The organism is Corynebacterium ulceribovis DSM 45146 (genome assembly GCF_000372445.1).
Classification (GTDB): Bacteria; Actinomycetota; Actinomycetes; order Mycobacteriales; family Mycobacteriaceae; genus Corynebacterium; species Corynebacterium ulceribovis.
The window spans coordinates 58658-76485 of record NZ_AQUY01000001.1; the positions used below are offsets into that span (position 1 = coordinate 58658).

Annotated in this window: 16 protein-coding genes and 1 tRNA gene; 6 read left to right on the forward strand and 11 right to left on the reverse strand. The window is 58.7% G+C overall.

The window, feature by feature from the left end:
* Window positions 1-40 precede the first annotated feature (40 nt).
* A complete protein-coding gene (locus tag A3EC_RS0100310) occupies window positions 41-1294 on the forward strand; it encodes a DNA polymerase III subunit delta' (protein ID WP_018023158.1) in 1254 nt (417 codons plus the stop codon).
* 13 nt (window positions 1295-1307) lie between these two features.
* On the opposite strand, the gene A3EC_RS0100315 is transcribed toward A3EC_RS0100310, so the two are convergent.
* On the reverse strand, window positions 1308-2021 hold the full coding sequence (locus A3EC_RS0100315) for a DedA family protein (protein ID WP_018023159.1): 714 nt from the start codon (window positions 2019-2021) through the stop codon (window positions 1308-1310).
* 177 nt (window positions 2022-2198) lie between these two features.
* Here A3EC_RS0100315 and A3EC_RS0100320 point away from each other — a divergent pair.
* Window positions 2199-2274, forward strand: a tRNA-Thr gene (locus tag A3EC_RS0100320).
* 81 nt (window positions 2275-2355) lie between these two features.
* Here A3EC_RS0100320 and A3EC_RS0100325 read toward each other — a convergent pair.
* The 3 genes from A3EC_RS0100325 to A3EC_RS0100335 all read right to left on the reverse strand — a co-directional run bounded on the left by A3EC_RS0100325 (window position 2356) and on the right by A3EC_RS0100335 (window position 5752).
* On the reverse strand, window positions 2356-3126 hold the full coding sequence (locus A3EC_RS0100325) for a sulfite exporter TauE/SafE family protein (protein WP_018023160.1): 771 nt from the start codon (window positions 3124-3126) through the stop codon (window positions 2356-2358).
* Between the two features lie 123 nt (window positions 3127-3249).
* Window positions 3250-3456 (reverse strand): PspC domain-containing protein, encoded by a 207-nt coding sequence (locus A3EC_RS0100330; RefSeq protein ID WP_018023161.1) that lies wholly within the window; start codon window positions 3454-3456, stop codon window positions 3250-3252.
* Between the two features lie 88 nt (window positions 3457-3544).
* Window positions 3545-5752 carry an MMPL family transporter gene (locus A3EC_RS0100335; RefSeq protein ID WP_018023162.1) on the reverse strand — a complete coding sequence of 736 codons (2208 nt, stop codon included), beginning with the start codon at window positions 5750-5752 and terminating at the stop codon, window positions 3545-3547.
* 163 nt (window positions 5753-5915) lie between these two features.
* Between A3EC_RS0100335 and A3EC_RS0100340 the strand changes: the two genes are divergently transcribed.
* The 4 genes from A3EC_RS0100340 (at window position 5916) to A3EC_RS0100355 (ending at window position 9934) form a co-directional block, all read left to right on the forward strand.
* A complete protein-coding gene (locus tag A3EC_RS0100340) occupies window positions 5916-6491 on the forward strand; it encodes a TetR/AcrR family transcriptional regulator (protein ID WP_018023163.1) in 576 nt (191 codons plus the stop codon).
* 188 nt (window positions 6492-6679) lie between these two features.
* Window positions 6680-7552, forward strand: a complete 873-nt coding sequence (locus A3EC_RS0100345) for an SGNH/GDSL hydrolase family protein (protein WP_156812783.1) — start codon at window positions 6680-6682, stop codon at window positions 7550-7552.
* A gap of 154 nt (window positions 7553-7706) precedes the next feature.
* Window positions 7707-8954 carry an MFS transporter gene (locus A3EC_RS0100350; RefSeq protein ID WP_051060960.1) on the forward strand — a complete coding sequence of 416 codons (1248 nt, stop codon included), beginning with the start codon at window positions 7707-7709 and terminating at the stop codon, window positions 8952-8954.
* Between the two features lie 41 nt (window positions 8955-8995).
* Window positions 8996-9934 carry a GDP-mannose 4,6-dehydratase gene (locus tag A3EC_RS0100355; RefSeq protein ID WP_018023166.1) on the forward strand — a complete coding sequence of 313 codons (939 nt, stop codon included), beginning with the start codon at window positions 8996-8998 and terminating at the stop codon, window positions 9932-9934.
* Here the strand turns inward: A3EC_RS0100355 and A3EC_RS0100360 are convergent.
* From A3EC_RS0100360 to A3EC_RS10770, 7 genes are all read right to left on the reverse strand, one after another.
* Window positions 9931-10281: a DUF2304 domain-containing protein gene (locus tag A3EC_RS0100360; protein WP_018023167.1), complete on the reverse strand. Its 351-nt coding sequence runs from the start codon at window positions 10279-10281 to the stop codon at window positions 9931-9933. The genes A3EC_RS0100355 and A3EC_RS0100360 overlap by 4 nt on opposite strands.
* A complete protein-coding gene (locus A3EC_RS0100365) occupies window positions 10282-10992 on the reverse strand; it encodes a glycosyltransferase family 2 protein (protein WP_018023168.1) in 711 nt (236 codons plus the stop codon). It abuts the gene before it with no gap.
* Between the two features lie 17 nt (window positions 10993-11009).
* Complete coding sequence (locus tag A3EC_RS0100370; RefSeq protein ID WP_026162028.1) at window positions 11010-11882, reverse strand: glycosyltransferase; 873 nt, start codon at window positions 11880-11882, stop codon at window positions 11010-11012.
* Window positions 11883-11892: 10 nt separating this feature from the next.
* Window positions 11893-13119 (reverse strand): hypothetical protein, encoded by a 1227-nt coding sequence (locus A3EC_RS0100375; protein ID WP_040427860.1) that lies wholly within the window; start codon window positions 13117-13119, stop codon window positions 11893-11895.
* Entirely contained in the window at window positions 13107-14486 is a 1380-nt protein-coding gene (locus A3EC_RS0100380) for a M1 family metallopeptidase (protein ID WP_018023171.1), read from the reverse strand. The genes A3EC_RS0100375 and A3EC_RS0100380 overlap by 13 nt, the downstream gene beginning before the upstream one ends.
* 31 nt (window positions 14487-14517) lie before the next feature.
* Complete coding sequence (locus A3EC_RS0100385; RefSeq protein ID WP_018023172.1) at window positions 14518-16608, reverse strand: prolyl oligopeptidase family serine peptidase; 2091 nt, start codon at window positions 16606-16608, stop codon at window positions 14518-14520.
* 64 nt (window positions 16609-16672) lie between these two features.
* Window positions 16673-17773: an alpha/beta hydrolase gene (locus A3EC_RS10770; RefSeq protein WP_156812785.1), complete on the reverse strand. Its 1101-nt coding sequence runs from the start codon at window positions 17771-17773 to the stop codon at window positions 16673-16675.
* Window positions 17774-17828: the final 55 nt, after the last annotated feature.

Here is a 17828-nt window from a genome sequence, read left to right on the forward strand (position 1 = left end):
AGACCAGAGGTTGCGGCATCGGTCACGCTAAGCTGAACAGGTGTCCTCCCCATCGGTTTTCGACAAGATTTCCAGCCCGCAGGTCCGCGAATCACTGCAGAAGGCTGCAGCTGCCGCGCGCCGCATTGTTGCTGGTACCGCGTCTGTCGCCGACCACGCTGCCATGACGCACTCCTGGATTTTCACCGGCCCGCCAGGCTCCGGCCGCACCATCGCCGCCCGCGCCTTCGCAGCGGCCCTCATGTGCGAAAACCCGGAAAAGGTAGGCTGCGGCACCTGCCAGGACTGCCGGACTGTCCTAGGCGGCACCCACGCTGACTTCCTGCACATGATGCCGAGCGGCAAAACCTACCTGGTCGACGACGTTAAACGAGTTATTGAGCAGGCCTACGCGCTGCCGACAACCGCACCATGGCGAGTCATCCTCTTCGAAGAAGCCGACCGATTCAACGACCCTTCCGCCAACGCATTGCTGAAATCGGTGGAAGAACCGCCAGAGCGCACCGTCTTTTTGATGTCCGCACCGTCGACCGCGCCGGAAGACTTCAAAGTGACCCTGCGCTCGCGCTGTCGGCATGTGTATGTGCCTAGCCCTAGCGCCGACTTCATTGCCGACCTGTTGCTGGCGGAACAGCAGCAGAAACCACAGCCGGGTCAGGACCCGCTGACCGAAGACCAAGCGTTGTGGGCTGCCGCGGCCGCCTCGGGGCATATTGGCCGGGCGCGAGCATTAGCGCGCAATGAGGAGTCCCGGCAGCGGCGGATGGTGGCAGTGAAACTACCGGAAGTGGTGTACGAACCAGCGCGTTCCTACCTGTACAGCTCGGAATTGTTTGCTTCCGCGGCGGAGGAAGCAGAGCGCCAGTGGCAGCCGGTGGAAGAACGCGAACTGGCGGAGCTGGAGCAGTCCTTAGGTATGGGCGCCACCGGCCGTGGTGTGCAGGCGTCCCTGCGCGGAACGAAGGGGCGTATTGACGAATTGCAAAAGGATCAGAAGCGCCGCCGGCGCCGCGCGGAGCAGGACTTCTTGGACCTTGCACTCTTGGACGTGCTGAGCATGTATCGGGATGCGTTGGTGGTGGCGACTGCGGCACAGGCTCGGACGTCGCTGAACAATCCAGACCGCGGGCGGGCGGCGGCAGAGCTTGCGCGGCGCAATACCCCAGAGCAGCTGCTGCAGTGCATTGACGCGGTGACACAGACTCGACTGTCGTTGGGTGGAAATGTGCGGCCAGAGGTAGCGCTCGACGGGATGATGGGACAGCTGCAGCAAATCTGCCGAGTCGGGCAGTAGCTACTCGTTCGCGCTACTCTTCACGCTGATTATCGCGCTGGGTGTTGGACTGATTGTCCTTCTTCGCGGTGTCTTTCTCCGCAGCGGCTGCGGCATCCATGTCTGCTTGCACCGCGGCGTCGACTTCAGGGTCGTGGTGTTCCTTCCGGCGCTGTAGCCACTCGATGAGCGAACCCACGACGGCGGCAATAACCAGACCGACGGCCATACCAATCAGTGGGAAGTCTTTAAACAGCCATCCACCGATGTAGCCAATGAGGGCGGCTTGGGTAGCCCACAAGATGACGCCGAATGTGTCAATGAGGAAGAAGCGGAACCACGGGAAGCGGTGCGAGCCGAGCAGAATCGTGAGAATGAACCGGGCCCATGGCAAAAAGCGCGCAATGATGATGGTGGACATGTGCCGCTTTTCAATATTGCGGGTGGCCCATTCGATGGCACGGGCGGCACGGGAATCTGCTGGGAAGCGGCGGATGACCTTTTCTAGGCGTCGGCCGAAGAAATAGCAGAGATTGTCGCCGATTACGGCAGCGAGGACAGACACACCGATAATGCCGTAGATATTCGGTACGCCTCGGGAACCAGACCATGCGCCCGCCAGGGTGATGAGCGATTCGCTCGGTGCCAGGGGGAAAACGGCATCGATAACGATGAATCCCGCGAGCAAGGGATAGAACATTATCGAGGTGATGAACCCTTCAATCCAGAGTTCAATTTGGTCGGTCACAAGGCCTCCTGCTTACCACTGCACGCCCTGTGGGGCGCCGTTGTTTCAGCGTAGTCGCTGCGTCCACAGTTGTGCATTTAAAGTTCCTGAGATAACTCCACGGGCGGAGGCGCTGCTGCCGCGTTATCCAGCTGATTTCCTGCGCGTGGCAGTGCTGCGGTAAAGTGCACCGAGTATGCCGCCTTAGCTCAGTCGGTAGAGCATCTCACTCGTAATGAGAAGGTCGCGAGTTCGATTCTCGCAGGCGGCTCCATCGCCCCAGGTCACGGACTTATTTAAGTTCAGACTTGGGGTTATTTCCTATTTTGCTCACATTTTGCCCGCGGGTTGCTCGCTACGCCACGACGAGATCCACCACGGTGTATAGCGCGACCAGGACCAATAACGTCGCAAAGCTCAAGGTCAGTACTTTTGCGGGCAGACGCTGCGACGCTCGGCCGCCCACCAGGGACGCCACCATCGCGGCGACGAGGTATGGCAGCACTACCGACCAATCCACGCTCACTCCACCGGCTGCGTGAAACCCGAAGGAGACAGCGCTGTTGACTGCAATGACCAGCAGCGATGTCCCTACCGCGACGGGTGCGGAGAACCCCAGCACCAGCATCAACGCCGGCACAATGGCGAAACCACCGCCGACACCGAAGAACCCAGTGAGGAACCCCACCCCAGTTCCGGCGAGCAGCAGCAATAAAACGTGGGGGCTTATTGACGTTGGGGTCCCATGCTTAGTTGCTGCCGGTTTGCGCAGTGCTTTGCGGAACATGGTTGCGGCGACGACCAGCAGGAGCCCGGCGAACAGCGCGAAAAGGAGATCGGGGGAAAGTCTGGCGCCGAAGAAGCTGCCGAGGAACGAGCCGCCGATGCCGACGAGACCGAAAATCAAGCCCTGTCGGAATCGCACGTTGTCAATGCGGGCGTGGGGTAGCAGTGCTGTTAGGGAGCTAATTCCGACAATGATGAGGGATGCTGTGATGGCTTCATGTGGGGCGAAGCCAAGGATGTACACCAGCACTGGGATGGTGATGATGGCGCCGCCTCCTCCGAGGGCCCCCATGATCACGCCGACCACTGCACCCGCTAAGACAGCGATGGCAGTGGTCATAGTTTTCTACTCCTCTAGGTGGCAATACCTGGGAGTGTACCGGGCAATCCCGGCGGTGCCAGCGTGTGCTGGCACCGACCCGCAACGTCGACACGCGGCGGGCCGGGCACGTTTAGGCACGAATTAGTACAGTGGCGGTTTCATCAGCAGTGCGGCCACCAGGTAAATCAGGATTTGGGGGCCAGGCAACAGGAACGATGCGATGAAAGCCACGCGCAGCAGAGTTGGGTCGATGTTGTAAGTTTCGGCGAAACCACCGAGGACACCGAGGAAAATCTTGTGGGTGGAGCTGCGACGCAGTTCGCGCTGAAGCTTAGGGGTGTTGTCCATGGATAAATGCCTCCTTTACTTTCTCCACCAAAAGTATGCGTCTAACCGCAACCCAATTGGGCTGCGGTTAGATAACAACTGTTGTGAATTAGCTGACCACAACTTCTTCTTGGTCAGCGGTATCCACTGCTTGGTCAGCCTTGTCGGCAGGAATACCCGGCTTCGATGGGGCCATTGCCTTGTCGCCGAGAAGAACCACAATGGCCGGAACCATCAGCGGACGAATGATGAAGGTGTCCAGCAAAATACCGAGTCCCATCGCCATACCGAACTGGTAGAGCTCACGGATTGGCTGAGTCATCAGGACTGCGAAGGTGGCCGCCAAAATCAGGCCGGCAGACGAGACCACGCCACCAGTGGTGATAATCGACTGGCGCATTGCCTCAATCATGGTCTTGTTCGGCAGCTCCTGCTTCAGTCGAGCCATCACGAACAAGGTGTAGTCAACGCCCAGGGCGGTGAGGAACACCAGCACGTAGACCGGAACCTGGCTGCCGAAGCCAGAGTCACCTTGCAAGGTCAGTGCAATGAAAGCAACCAAGCCGAGGGCGGCGACGAAGGAAATTGCCAGGGTGACAATGAGGTACAGCGGCGCTGCCCAACTGCGCAGAAGCACACCCAGAATCAGTGCAATGACACCGAAAATTAGTGGGATCAGCAGCTTTATGTCCGATTCAATGGCTTGACGGGTGTCATCTGTGGTGGCGGTTTCGCCGGCAGCTTGGACCTGAATGTCATCGCCACCAGCTGCACGCGCAATGTCGGTTGCCTTGTCGAAGGCGGTATCCAGCATCTGGAAGCCTTCGTGGGCGTACGGGTCAGCGTTGAGGACCACGGTCACGCGGGCTGCCGTGACGGTATCCCCGTCCTTAGCGACGTCCATGCGTGGTTCGAATGCTGCGCGGGTGACATCGTCTGCAGCCTGCTTTGGCAATTCGGATGCCACAGCCTCTGCGGCCTTATCAGCGTTCTGACCAGTGATGAGCAGGGTTGTTGGGGCGATTTCACCGGCACCCAGATCCTGCGCAATCACCTTTTGACCAGCGGCGGAGTCCGTGTCAATGCGGAAGCTGGTCATAATGTTGTAGGACACGGAGTAGTTGACCAGTCCTAGGCAGAACAACAGCAGCACAGCGCCGGTGCCGGCGAGGATGGCGCGTGGACGGGCAACAACGGTGTCTGCCACCTTCGTCCAGAAGCGGGAATCGTGGCCCTTTTCCGGTTTGGTTGGCCACATGGCGCCGCGACCAGCAAGCACCATCAGTGCCGGCAGTAGGGTAACTGCAGCAATGAAAGCGGCTGCCACGCCGATGGCAAGGTATGGGCCGAAGCCTTGCAAGGTCGGTGATTTGGTCACCAAGAGTGCCAGCATTGCGGCCACAATAGTGCCGGCACTGGACAGGATGACTGGAAAGACCTTGCGCATGCCCTTAACCATCGCTTCGGCGTGGTTTTCGGTCGTGCGGAGGTATTCGCGCCAACGAGCATTGATGATCAGCGCGTAGTCGGTGCCGACGCCGAAGAGCAGCACGGTCATAATCGACGCGGTCTGGCTGGAGATTTCAATGACTCCGGCCTGTGCCAGCAGTGCGCCGAAAGTTTCGGCCAAACGCATAGCCATACCGACCGCGAAGAGTGGCAGCAGCGCCATCAGTGGGGCGCGGTAGACCGCGAGCAGGATGACCAGAACCAGCAACACGGTGGCTAGCAGTAGGGTCATGTCGCCGCCTGCGAAGACATTGACGGTATCGGTGATGATGCCGACTGGACCGGTGACATGCGCTTTCGACTCGTCAGTGGTCAGGCCATCGGTGTCGGTGTCAAAGGCTGTTGCGATGTTCTCGCGCAGTTTTTTGATGTCGTCGCGGTATTCGGTGGTCGTCGGGTCGCCCTGCACCGGCACGATAATCAGTTGGGTGTTGCCATCTTCGCTGACCATGCCGTCAGTTCCGGAGGGCATGCAGCTTTCGCCTGGCTTGGTGCACACGGTGCTGATCGAAGGTCCGAAGCGGTCACTGTCTTTGCGGGAGCGGTCAATTGCGTCTAGCGCTTTGTGAGTTTCCGCTTCCCCGCCACGAACGGTGATGATGGCAGGCTGGGAGTCAGTGCCCGGGAAGTGTTCTTTCAGGGCTTTTTGGGCGGCGACGGATGCGGACGTTTCTGGGGCATTGTTATTGCCTGGTGACTGCACGTCCTTCAGGGTTGGGGCGAGGGTGGTGATGACTCCGATGAGGAGAATCCATGCCAGTACCGTGAGGAGCGCACGTTTGCGATTTCCGAATAAGGCGTTAAACATCAGTTTCCTTTAGGGGGTGACAAGCTGTCACATTGGAAGTGACCATGTGTCACTAACGTTACTAAAACAGTATGTGACTGTGCGGTGACCTTTGCAAACTGTGCTGGTCGGGTTATGATCAGCCTCATCAATTTCTTTTAATTATGGGCGTAGGAGGTTCATAATGCCGCGCATTGTTGGTGGCACCATCGCCCAGAATCGTGAAATGCGATGGGCTGCCATCTTGGATGCTGCAGAAGAGATTCTGCGCACCGGTAGCGAGCTGACTTTGGGGGCGGTCGCGCGGCAAGTGGGCATTGGCCGCACTGCTGTGTATCGATATGTTTCTGGTGCAGATGAGCTTATTGCCATTTTGGCCACTCGGGGGTTTCCGGAGTGGACTGCATCAGTTGCCCGCGCAATGGGGGAGTGCGATGGCAATCGTGAGCGCGCGATCGCATGGGCGCGAGAAAGTGTCAACCAGGGGCGCGCCGCTGATCATGCATGGCTGTCGACCTTGGGGCAGATGGAGCTTTCCGACGAGTCGCGCGCGCAAATTGCCCGAGGGCATCAAGAGATTGAGCGTTTGCTTCGTATTGAGTTGGAAGCCTTGGGTGTTAGTGAAATCGACGTGGTAGTTCGGGCGCTGCAGGCCTTGGTATCTGCGGCGACGAAGCAGCCGCCGTCGGAGCGGGTGGATGAGTTTTACGCTCAGGCTTTCGGTGCGGTTATTGACTCCGCATGCTCTGCTGAGCTTTAGCTAATTATGTCACTGTTGACTCATTAGTCACAGGTGTGGGTATAGTGTGAACTGCTTTTCTAAGCGAAATGTTTTAGTAGGAAACTTCCGACTAGAAAGATCCCGGTCTGATAGCTAGCCTACAAAAAGCTAGCGTTTTCCTTTGACGCTCTTATCCAAAAATCAAGTCACGCTTTTAGCTCAGCAACGTGGAGGTTGACGTCGTGCTCGCAGTTAAGAAGACAACAGCTGGGGCCGTAGCCGCTCTGGCGGCCCTGATGATGTTCTTCTCTGGCATCGTCAACACACCAACTGCATCCGCCGCAGGCGGCCGTGCTTACGTCGGTATGGGGGACTCTTTCGCCGCAAACCCAACTGTGCCGCAGCAGTTCGCGGGCTTTTTTAACGGTGGTTGTGGCCAAGGCACCGACACATACGTGGACCGCATTGGTCGCCAGCGATTCGGTGGCAATTACGCCAACATCGCCTGCAACGGCGTGACGGTTTCCGGACATGCGGGCCCAGGTGTGGCACACCTTGCTGAGCAAGCTAAACGCCGCGGCATCATCGGCCCAAATACTCGTCTGGTGACAATCACTGTCGGTGCGGCAGAAGGCTGGAACCCAGCACGACTCAATGGCCGCGACTTCGGCATTACCGGCGGCGGTGCATTTGCCACCCAGCAGCGCTGGAATGACCGCATGGGCTCAGCAATCCGCCGCATCAAGCGGGTCGCACCTAATGCTCGAATCATGGTGGTTGGCTACCCAGAAGTGACCCGTCCAGACCGTCTGCTCTGCACCTCGTCGATTGCGCTGGGGAATAAAGAGAGCTTGGATGTCGGTGTTCCATCTGGCATCGGCGAAATGATGCACAACGTCAACCGGATTGCCTCCCGCGGCACCCACTTGGGCTATGAATACGTCAATACGGTGCGACCAGACACCGGCACCTGCGCCCACCCGAACCGCCAGTGGGTGCATGGCATCGTGGATATTCCGGGCGAGAATGACCGGATGCCAGTTCACCCGACGAGCCGCGGAAACCAAGGCATCGCAAACATTGTGAAGGCGCGGCTCTAAGCTTTCCCAGCAAAAACTGATTCCATAATCCAAGTAGGCCTGCAGTCACGTGTGCTTCAAGCACACCGAACATGCAGCCTGCTTGGATTTTTGCGTACAGAGCGAAAGTGACGAAGATGTAAAGCTTCCGGTGGGTTGCCGTTACGATGTGTGTATGTCGCGAACCGGAAGTAACGCTGAGGCCCTGCGCGGGCGGTCTAATCAGAAACTGTCATGGCTGTGGGTTGCCATCTCTGTATTTGGTATCTCATGGGGCGGAAACCAGTTTTCGCCCATGTTGGTGTTTTACCACCAGGACAATGTTCTCGACTCAGTGTTCATTAACTCACTGATGTTCATCTACGCCTTGGGCATGGTGCCGTCATTGCTGATTGCCGGCCCGCTATCCGACCGGTATGGCCGTAAACCCGTCATGCTATTCGCCCCAGTGTTCATTGTTCTGGGATCGATTCTGTTGGCTTCGGGGCAGACTTTCGGACCACTGCTGGCGTTAGGTCGGTTCATTTCCGGGCTTGCAGTTGGTATCGCTATGTCAGTTGGTGGTTCGTGGGTGAAGGAACTGTCGCAGGCGCCTTTTGATCCTTCAGCGAAGGATACGTCCGGCGCGAAACGTCAAGCTATGGCGTCGACTCTGGGGTTCGCTCTTGGTGGAGGTGGCGCCGCTGCGATGGCACAGTGGCTGCCGTTGCCTGGCCAGCTGCCGTACCTCATCCACATTCTTATTATTTTGACCACAGTTGGTCTGCTCTTTGCTGTTCCGGAAACCCGCCAAAGCGCACACCTGCGCACTAAAGGCTCCTTTTGGCATGACGTCCGTACCCCTTCGGTACTGCACCCGCGCTTTTTGACGGTGGTCGCCACTACCGCGCCTTGGGTCTTCGGGTGTGGCGGTGTGGCCTACGCCATCATGCCGACATTGACCACACATTTGACGGACTACCCACTGGCTAACGCCGGTCTGATGTCTATCGTTGCCCTCGGCGTTGGCTTTATCACGCAGCAGTTCGCTCCGTATCTGGTGGACCGCGGGAGCGCGCGTGGCCTCATCGTCGCGATGATCGCGGTGATTATTGCCATGAGCGCAACCACCTACATCAACGAGCACCTCACCTTCGGCTTGTCCCTCGTCGTGGTTGTGCTGCTGGGCATCGGTTACGGTTTGACACTGTTCAACGGCTTGAATGAAGTGCAGCGGATTGCCGGCCCAAGCGACTTGGCTGGCCTGACTGGCATTTTCTACATCATTGCTTACATCGGCTTCGCCTTCCCCGCCATCCTGGAAAAGCTCCACGAGCTCAATGATTTCTTCACCTACACCCGCATGTTTGCTTTCGGCGCGGTGATGGCCGCAGTCTCGCTGGTTATCGTCCTCATTTTCTCGAAGCGAAACATTCCGGCCTAGCTTCTTCGCGATAGCCAGCCCGCCAACTAGTGTTAGAGGTTATGCGAACTCTTGTCACTGGTGGTGCTGGCTTTATCGGTTCAAACTTGACCGACCGACTGTTAGCGGAAGGTCATGCCGTGACAGTTATTGACGACCTGTCGCACGGCAAGCTTACGAACCTGGATGCTGCGGCCGCTGCGTACCCAGACAAGTTCTCGTTCATCCAGGCCGACATCCTCGACATTGACTGGCTCGCTGTCTTCGAAGAACACCAGCCAGAGGTGATCTTCCATTTGGCTGCCCAAATTGACGTGCGTAAATCTGTTGAAGATCCAGTACGCGATGCGGAGCTGAATATTCTCGGCACAGTTCGGCTGCTGGAGGCCGCACGTCAAAAAGCAGTAAAGCGTGTAGTTTTCACTTCGTCGGGCGGTTCCATCTACGGCGCCCCAAGTGAGCTACCGGTCGCCGAAACTACGCCAGTGAATCCGATGAGCCCCTATGCCGCTGCAAAAGCCGCCGGGGAACTGTACTTGAACTGCTTCTACCACCTGTACGGCCTGGAGTCGGCAATTATCGCTCCGGCAAACGTGTACGGGCCGCGGCAGGACCCACACGGGGAAGCCGGTGTCGTGGCCATTTTCAGCCAGAATCTGTTGTCTGGGGCGCCAACTAAGGTCTTTGGTGCGGGCGATAACACCCGTGACTATGTGTACGTTGGCGACGTTGTGGATGCGTTTTACCGCGCCGCAACTTACGACTGCAATGGTTTGCGGTTCAACATCGGCACGGGTGTGGAAACCACGGACCGCCAACTGCACAGCCTGGTAGCCGCCGCAGCAGACGCCGCAGACAATCCTGACTATGCGCCCGCCCGACTAGGTGATGTGCCACGCTCAGCGCTCGACGCAACCCGCGCCCGCGAGGTGCTTGATTGGGAGCCACAAGTGGACATCGCTGAAGGCATTCGCCGGACCGTGGCGTATTTCCGCAACTAAGCTTTCGGCTGCGTTTCCGGCTCGACTGCGTTTTGCAGCGCTACCGCACGCGCGAGGCGGGCATAGCGCAGTTCCTGCTCACGGAAACGAATATAAGTGGACAGCGTCGTGAACATAAATGCCACGACCAGCACATAGAGCAGCAAGTCAGTGCCACGTGCAACGCCGACCCAGTTCGCCACCACCGTGAGGTCATCCGGCCGCAGCACTGCCCAAATCACGACGAAGATGAACATCACAAAACCGATTTTCACCCACGCTTTCGTGCGAGCGCGGCGTCGGCTGGACAGAAAATAAACCACGAGGAGCGCAGCCGCGGCGATGAGCAGCAGTTGAATGAGAATCATTTACGGCAACCTCCGCGCCACAAACTCGTCGGACAGAATGTTGATGCCATTAATCAGCGACTGTCCCTTCGACATCGAGTATTCGGTGTACAGAATATCGACTGGCTCTTCCGCAGTCCGCCATTTCTTTTGGTCCATGGTGTGCACAAATTCGGAAGCATGGCTCATACCGTTCATCCGCAGGTTCAGCTCCTGCGCGACCTTCTGGTTGAACGCACGCAAGCCATTATGTGCATCCGTCAGCCCCAAGCGGCGGGTGCGTGGCGACAAAAACACCACGGTTTTCAACACGATGCGCTTAATCAGGGGCACCTGGTCGTCAGCGCTGCGTGGCCGGCCAAAACGAGTACCCACCACAATGTCAATCGGTTCGGTGCGTAGCCGCTCGATCATCCGCTTGACGTCTTTGACTTGGTGTTGGCCATCGGCATCAAACGTCACAAAGTACTGTGCGCCTGGCTGCATCCGCGCGTATTCAACACCGGTTTGAATGGCCGCGCCTTGGCCAAGGTTGACTGGGTGATTCACCAAATGCGCACCGGCAGCATGGATTTCGGCGGCGGAATTATCCGCAGAACCATCGTTGACGGCGACAATATTCGGGAAGGTTTGCAAGGCATCCGAAAGGACTTCCCGAATGACTTGCCCCTCGTTGTAGCACGGAACAATCAGCCAGGTGTCTGAATAGTTCGAGTTGGCAGGGGTGCTCATAATGGCTTTACTCTAGTTCAGTTCGTGGAATTCTTATGGAACAGCCGCCGGTATAGGCTTTTCACTGCCCCCCGCGGCAGGATTCGGTACCCCATCCGCGCCACAAAGTTAAACGCTGCCCGGGGCTTATTGACGATTTGGTAGCGCAACAAATACCGCTGCATCTGCAATTCTGACCGCCATAAATCGCGTCCTGTGCGCCGATCAAATACAGCTTCTGAGGTGCGAAACATGGTCAACGGTTCCGGCAGATTTTCGAAACGGTATCCGCACGCCAGCATCCGCGCCCATAGTTCGTAATCCTCCATCATCGGCACATTGCGATAGTTTCCAGCAGACAGTACCGACTCGGTTCGAAGCATCGAGGAGGGGTTATTTATCGGAGAGTTGATCCGCATGTACTTTTTGATTGCTTCATGGCGTTCTGGCAAGGACCGAACCGCAACGATAGCTTCTTCCGGAGTTTTCCCGCCGACAACTTCCGCGTCGTCGAATTCGGCAACTGCAGTCCCGAGCACATCAAGAGGCTTCCCTGCGGCATCGGCCGCTTCAAATATTTCTAGCTGCTTCTCAAAACGCTCAGGCACAGCGATGTCGTCAGCGTCGAGTCGAGCAGTCAGCGTGGAGCTGATGGTGCGCATTCCGGCGGCCGCAGCAGGGCCAGCGCCGGAGTTTACTGCTAAACGGATCCGCCGCATCTCGGGATGCTGCTTGGAGGCGTCATCAAGCACTTCAGTGAGGGCATCCGGCAACGGGCCGTCTTCGACAATGACTACTTCGTCAGCCATGTGGGTCTGCGCCCATAGGGATTCGAGAGCGGCCTGCAAGTGCGTCGGGTCGATGCGGTGATAGACCGTAACTAGGGCGGTTAGTGAGGTAGCAGTAGTCACACTTGGCACTTTAGCCGCCGGTAGAGGTACGCAGCATGCCGACACCTTGCAAAGCTAGACCCAAAAGTGGGCCGACAATCAGGGCTAGTGATGCGGAAGTAGCCAGCGGCAATGGCAACAGCAACAAGCCAATTGCTGCCCCTGTGGCCACCAGCCAACCGACTAGATAGAGGTTGTGCCGCTCATAGGCAATGGTGGCGCTACCAGCGACCATCAGCGATGCCGTGCAGGTCGCGCCAATTGTGAGCATCGCCAACACAGAACCGGGGACAGCAAACGCTGATTGCCGCAGCAAGAACTCCATTAACCAAGGGCCCACTAGCCACGCCCCAGCTGCGCCCACCAGCCCTACTGCCCACACGAAACCTAGCGGGCGAATCAGCGCACGCAGTGGGGTATCGCGGTGCTTGACGAAGTGCACAATCATCGCTGACTGGAACTGCTGCAAAGGCACCAGCAGCGGTGCTCGGGTCAGCGTGACTGCGTAAATGACAGCCGCAGCAGTGACAGCTTGGCCGGTGGTATCCGGGTTCGTTAGTCGCACCAGTGTAGGAAACCCGGTGATGAGTACAGCATTGGCCCCAGAGGCGACCATGGCGGTGCCGACTCGGGTGAAGAACGTACGTGGAGGCACATCGGTGAGACTGCGCAGCGCAACCCGTGCCTCCGGTGACGTCGCGGCAATGACCAGCCACGAAGCAGCACCAATAACAGTGATAACAAGGAATGCGAGTAGCCCCCAGCCCGCCTGCCACGCAACAAGTGCGATAACCATGCGGACACCAGAATCCAGCGCAATCATCGTTGCGTATTGGCGCCACAGCTGGCAGCCAGATAGAACTCCGGCGACTGCCGCCTGAATGGCATACGACAGCAGTCCGACTGCCAAAAGCGCAATGCCGGTGACGTGTTCGGTGCGCATGAGCTGGCCAATCCACAGTGGCCCCGACGCAGCAATAAGAACAGCGGTAATGACGCCGATGCCTAGGGCCACCAAGAGCGGCCGAGCTGTCGGATTTCCACTCGGCGTAGTGTTCTGTTCCCGCGCGGTCGACACTGCACGGGTAGTTTCCTGCATAATGCCGCCGAGGACACCGGTGGCAGCGAAGAACAATCCCCAATAGGCATTGAACTCAGTGGTGGTTTCAATGTCAGCGCCTAGCGCCCACGCAGCGACAATGATCACCACAAAGCCGGAAATTCCGGCAATGATTGTCGCGGCTGTTAGGAATCGCACGGGGTTAGTTTAGTCGGAAACGGGGGCAACTCAGTCCGACCCAGCCACTGGGTGAACAGTAGGTCAGCGTGGCTAGCTGCGATGCCTTCGTCACGGCAGACTCGGTTGACCAACGAGCGCATATCGACTGTGTCAACCACACCATGCTGGTTCTCGCTGGTCCATTGGTGGAGCAAACGAATGAAGGCTTCGTCACCAAGCAAAATGCGCAAGGCGTGCACCATCATTGCGCCCCGCTTATAAACGCGGTCATCAAACATGTCGTTGGCGCCTGGGTCGGCAAGCAGGAGGTCCTGCGGTTTTTCGGCCAGCAGGTTGTAGTGCTTCCAGGCCTTTTCGTCGGCGCTCGGCCCACCCGAGCGTTCCGACCAGAGCCATTCGGCGTAGCAGGCGAAGCCTTCGTTCAGCCAGATGTCCTGCCATGATGCGAGGCCGACGGAGTTGCCGAACCACTGGTGGGACAGCTCGTGGGCGATGAGCCGTTCCCATTTGCCGTCGCCACGGGCATGGTTCGCCCCGAAAATCGAAAGGCCCTGTGCCTCCAGTGGGATTTCCAGCTCATCTTCAACCACCACAACGGTGTACTGGCTGAATGGGTACTCGCCGAAAAGTGCCTCGTAGGTCGCAAGCATCTCGGCCTGCTGGGCGAAGTCAGCTTTGACTCCGGCCCGCAGTTTCGCCGGGTAGTAGATGTATACCGGTACCCGCGCGCCGGGCAGTTGCCACACCTCGAATTCGCCGGTCACCACGGATGCCAGGTACGTTGCCATGGGATGTTCGGCGGTGTAGTGCCAGGTGGTGCGGGAACCATGGGCGTGTTTGCCGAGCAGAATGCCGTTGCACACCACGGTGTAAGGATTGTCGGCAGTGATGGCAAAGTTATAGCGCGCCTTGACTTCTGGGTCGTCGTCACACGGGAACCAGGAGGCAGCGCCGATAGGCTGGCTGGCAACTAGTGAGCCGGATTCGGTTTCTTCCCAGCCGAGTTCGCCCCACGGGGATTTCACTGGCCGCGGCGACCCAGCGTACTTCACGGTCAAGGTGAGCAGTTCGTCCGGCTGGACCACTCGGTCGAAGTATACGCGGAGTTTGCGTGCGGAGTGCGAATATTTCTGCACGCGCACTGGGTTGGCGCCGGCGGCGCTGCAGGTCACTTTCCCCACCCGCAGGTGGTGCGCAAAGTCGAGGGTGAGCACTTTGATGGCCAGGTTGGTTTCAATGTGCAGCGTGGCCTCGGCCTGCAGGTAGTTCGGCAGGACACGGTAGTTCAGGTCGAGGTCATACTTGGTGACCCGAAAGCCCAGGTTGAACTCGATACCGGTGTAGTGATTCCGGAACGGGGACGCAGGGGTGGAGGAAGTAATCATTGTCTTGTCAGCTTATCCCGCGGCACCGACACTATTCGCCGCGCCCACCGATCTGCCGCCACAACCACGTATAGATCAGCGCTTCTACCTGCGCAATCTGCGCATTATCTGCTGCGCCGCCGTGCCCGCCTTCCGTGTTTTCGAAGTAATCAACCGGCTGATGTGCCGCAGCGAGCGCCCACGCAAATGTCCGCGCATGCGCCGGGTGCACTCGGTCATCGCGGGTCGAAGTCGTCACCAAAGTTGGTGGGTACGGCCGCACCGAATGCTTATTGACGTTATGGAGCGGCGAGTAGCTTTCCAACACAGCTCGGAGCTGCGGATCCTCCGGATCGCCATATTCGGCCATCCAGGACGCGCCCGCGGACAGCTCGTGATAGCGCAGCATGTCGATGAGTGGAACCTGGCTGACGGCAGCGCCAAAAGCTTCGGGGTAGGAAGTCAGGGCCACGGCAGTAAGCAGCCCGCCATTGGAGCCGCCGCGGATCCCGAGCTGGTCGGAGGTGGCATACCCACGAGTGACTAGATCTTCGAGCACCGCCTGGTGGTCCTCGTAGATTTTTGTCCGGTTGGCCCCGGTGACGCTGGTGTGCCAGTCGGGGCCGAACTCGCCGCCACCACGCAAATTCGCGACCACATAGTTGCCGCCCTGCGACAGCCAGCCGATGCCGCAGGTAGCGGAGTACCCGGGAACCAATGAGACTTCGAAGCCGCCGTAGGCAGAGACCAGTGTTGGTTTCGGAGTTGGTGTGCGATCTGGCGTGTCTTCGTTGTCGAAGGCGCCAGTGATGAAGTACGGAATTGCGGTGCCATCTTGTGAGATAGCTGTGTGCTGGCGGGTCGACAAGCCGGTTACGTCAAAAAGCTCGGGGCTTTTTCGAATCGTGGTGATGGGGTCGCCGTCGATGCTGCCACGCAGCAACGTGGCTGGTTGCGTGTAGCTGGAACCGACCAGCCAGACTTCGTTGTCGGTGGTGGGGTTCGTGCCGATGACGCTCGTGGTCGCGGGCGCGGCGAGGGCGCCGACGAGTGGCAGTGGTTCCGGTTCCCAGGTGTCGACGTGCAGGGTGACTAGTTGCGTGGCGACGTTATTGAGGAGCGTCAGGATTAAGAAATCTTTGGTCCAGGCCAATGATTGGAAGGACGTTGTCGCAGTTGGCGAGAAGATTGTTGTGAAGTTTCGGTCTCCGGAGAGGAACTCCGCGAAGTCGATGAGGGCGACGGTCCCAGGTGCGATTCCGAGGTAGTCAGTGCGCGGGATGATGACCAGCCAGTGTCGGTGGATGCTGAATTCGCAGTCTTCCGGCAGATCAATGTGGTGCAGTCCGTCGTCGGTGACGAGGAATCGTTGTGAGCGGTAGAAGTCGAGGGCGCGCTCGATGAAGGTGCGCTCGAAACCTTCGGTGGCATCGTGCCAGGCGCCCACGGCAACATCGGTGGCTTCGCCGGTGAAGAGGATGTCGGCGTCAGCCAGCGCTGCACCGCGCTCCCATCGGCGAATCTGGCGCGGGTAGCCGGAAGCCGTCAGCGAATCGGGGCCGAGGTTTGTGCCGACCAAGAGAGTATCGCGGTCAAGCCAGCTGACGTCAGATTTAGCTTCGGGAACCGTGAAACCACCTGCGGATTCCGGGATGAAGCTTGCAGTGTCGATATCAAATTCGCGGATGATGGTGGCGTCGGAGCCGCCCCGTGACAGCCGCACGAGTGCTCGGTCGTATGCCGGATAGCGGACATGGGCGCCCTTCCATACCCAGTTCTCTTGGTCGAGCTCCGCCAACTGGTCAACGTCAATAAGCACCTGCCACTGCGGGGACCCATCAAGGTAGGTGTCGGCCGGGCAGCGGCGCCATAGGCCGCGGGGGTGGTTGGCGTCGCGCCAAAAGTTGTAGAGCCAGTCGCCGCGACGGCGTGGAAACGGGATCCGGTCATCGGTGTCGAGGGCGGTGCGTAGCCGATCTTGTAACTCTGGGTTCGCGAATTCGGTGGTGGTGCGCTCCGACCAGTCGGTAGCCCAACCGAGGGCATCGTCGCCGTCGATGTCATCGAGCCATGCAGGTGGTGCGCCCGTGATGGCAGCGGTGGCTGTGGCGGATAGTGCGTGCGGCGAAGAAGAAGACCCCATGCCACTACAGCGTAGCGACATGGGGTCAAATGGTTGCGCAGCAGGTAGCGCAACTGCGTGCAGGTTACTTCAGGCCGAAAGCTGGACCGAAGGTGGTGCGCCAGGACTTCTTCATATCGTCCTGCCAGTAAGGCCAGGAGTGGACACCGGAGTTACGGAACTCGAAGTGAGTCTTGTTGCTGGAGCCTTCGCGGTCCATCTTGACCTTCAGGTCGTGGGTGCAAGCGTTGGTAGCAGCCTCAATGCCGCCGCCGACTGCACGGACCCAGCCTGCGCCCAGCGGGTTATCGAAGTTCTTCATGGTGTCATGCTGGCCCATCAGACCAGTTGCGCTGGAGACGTACACGCGGGTGTTCTTCAGCTTGTGCGACTGGTGCAGAGCGGAGTTGTAGCGCCAGATAGCGTTGCCTGGCTTGCCCCACATCAGTTCGTCCTGGCCGCCACGGCCACCCCAGGTGAAGGTTGCCTTGACGGCAGCGATACCCAGTGGAGTTGCGGTGTCTGCGCAGCCGGAGAAGGAAGCGACTGCGTTGTAGAAGCCTGGGTTGTGCGCTGCCAACGTCAGGGAGCTGGTGCCGGACATGGACATACCTTCGATGCCGCGCTTGCCGTTACCGTTGATCTTCTTTTCCAGTGGTCCTGGCAGTTCCTTGGTCAGGAAGGTTTCCCACTTCTGCTTGCCGCCGAGGCTGTTGTTGTTGTTCACCCAGTCGGTGTAGTAGCTGAACTGACCTGCCATCGGGATGACGACGTTGACGGCCTTGTTGCTGAAGAAGTTGAGGATGTCAGTCTGGTACACCCAGTTCGCGCGGCCCTCGCCGCCGTCGCCACCGTTCAAGTAGTACAGGGTTGGCATTGGCTTGCTCTGGTCAACCTTCTTTGGATCCGGACGCAGCCACAGCAGTGGGATGTCGCGGTTCATCGAAGGGGAGTGGTACCACAGCTCTACGACGCGGCCGGACTTCATTCCCTTCTTGAATTCCACTGGGAACGCGTCGTCGCGCCAGCCGGTGGTGGCAGCTTTGCCGTTGGAGTCCTTGCCAACAAAGTTGATGTCGCCCTCACTGACGAGCTTTGCTTCGCGTGCGTTGGCAGCAGTGGACTTGTACTGGCTCAGAGACATAGCGCCGGCAACCCCAGGGGTGACGACGGCTGGGACGGACAAGACTGCAGCGGCTGCGACCGTGGCAAGGGCTTTTTGACGAGGCTCTTCATGTCAG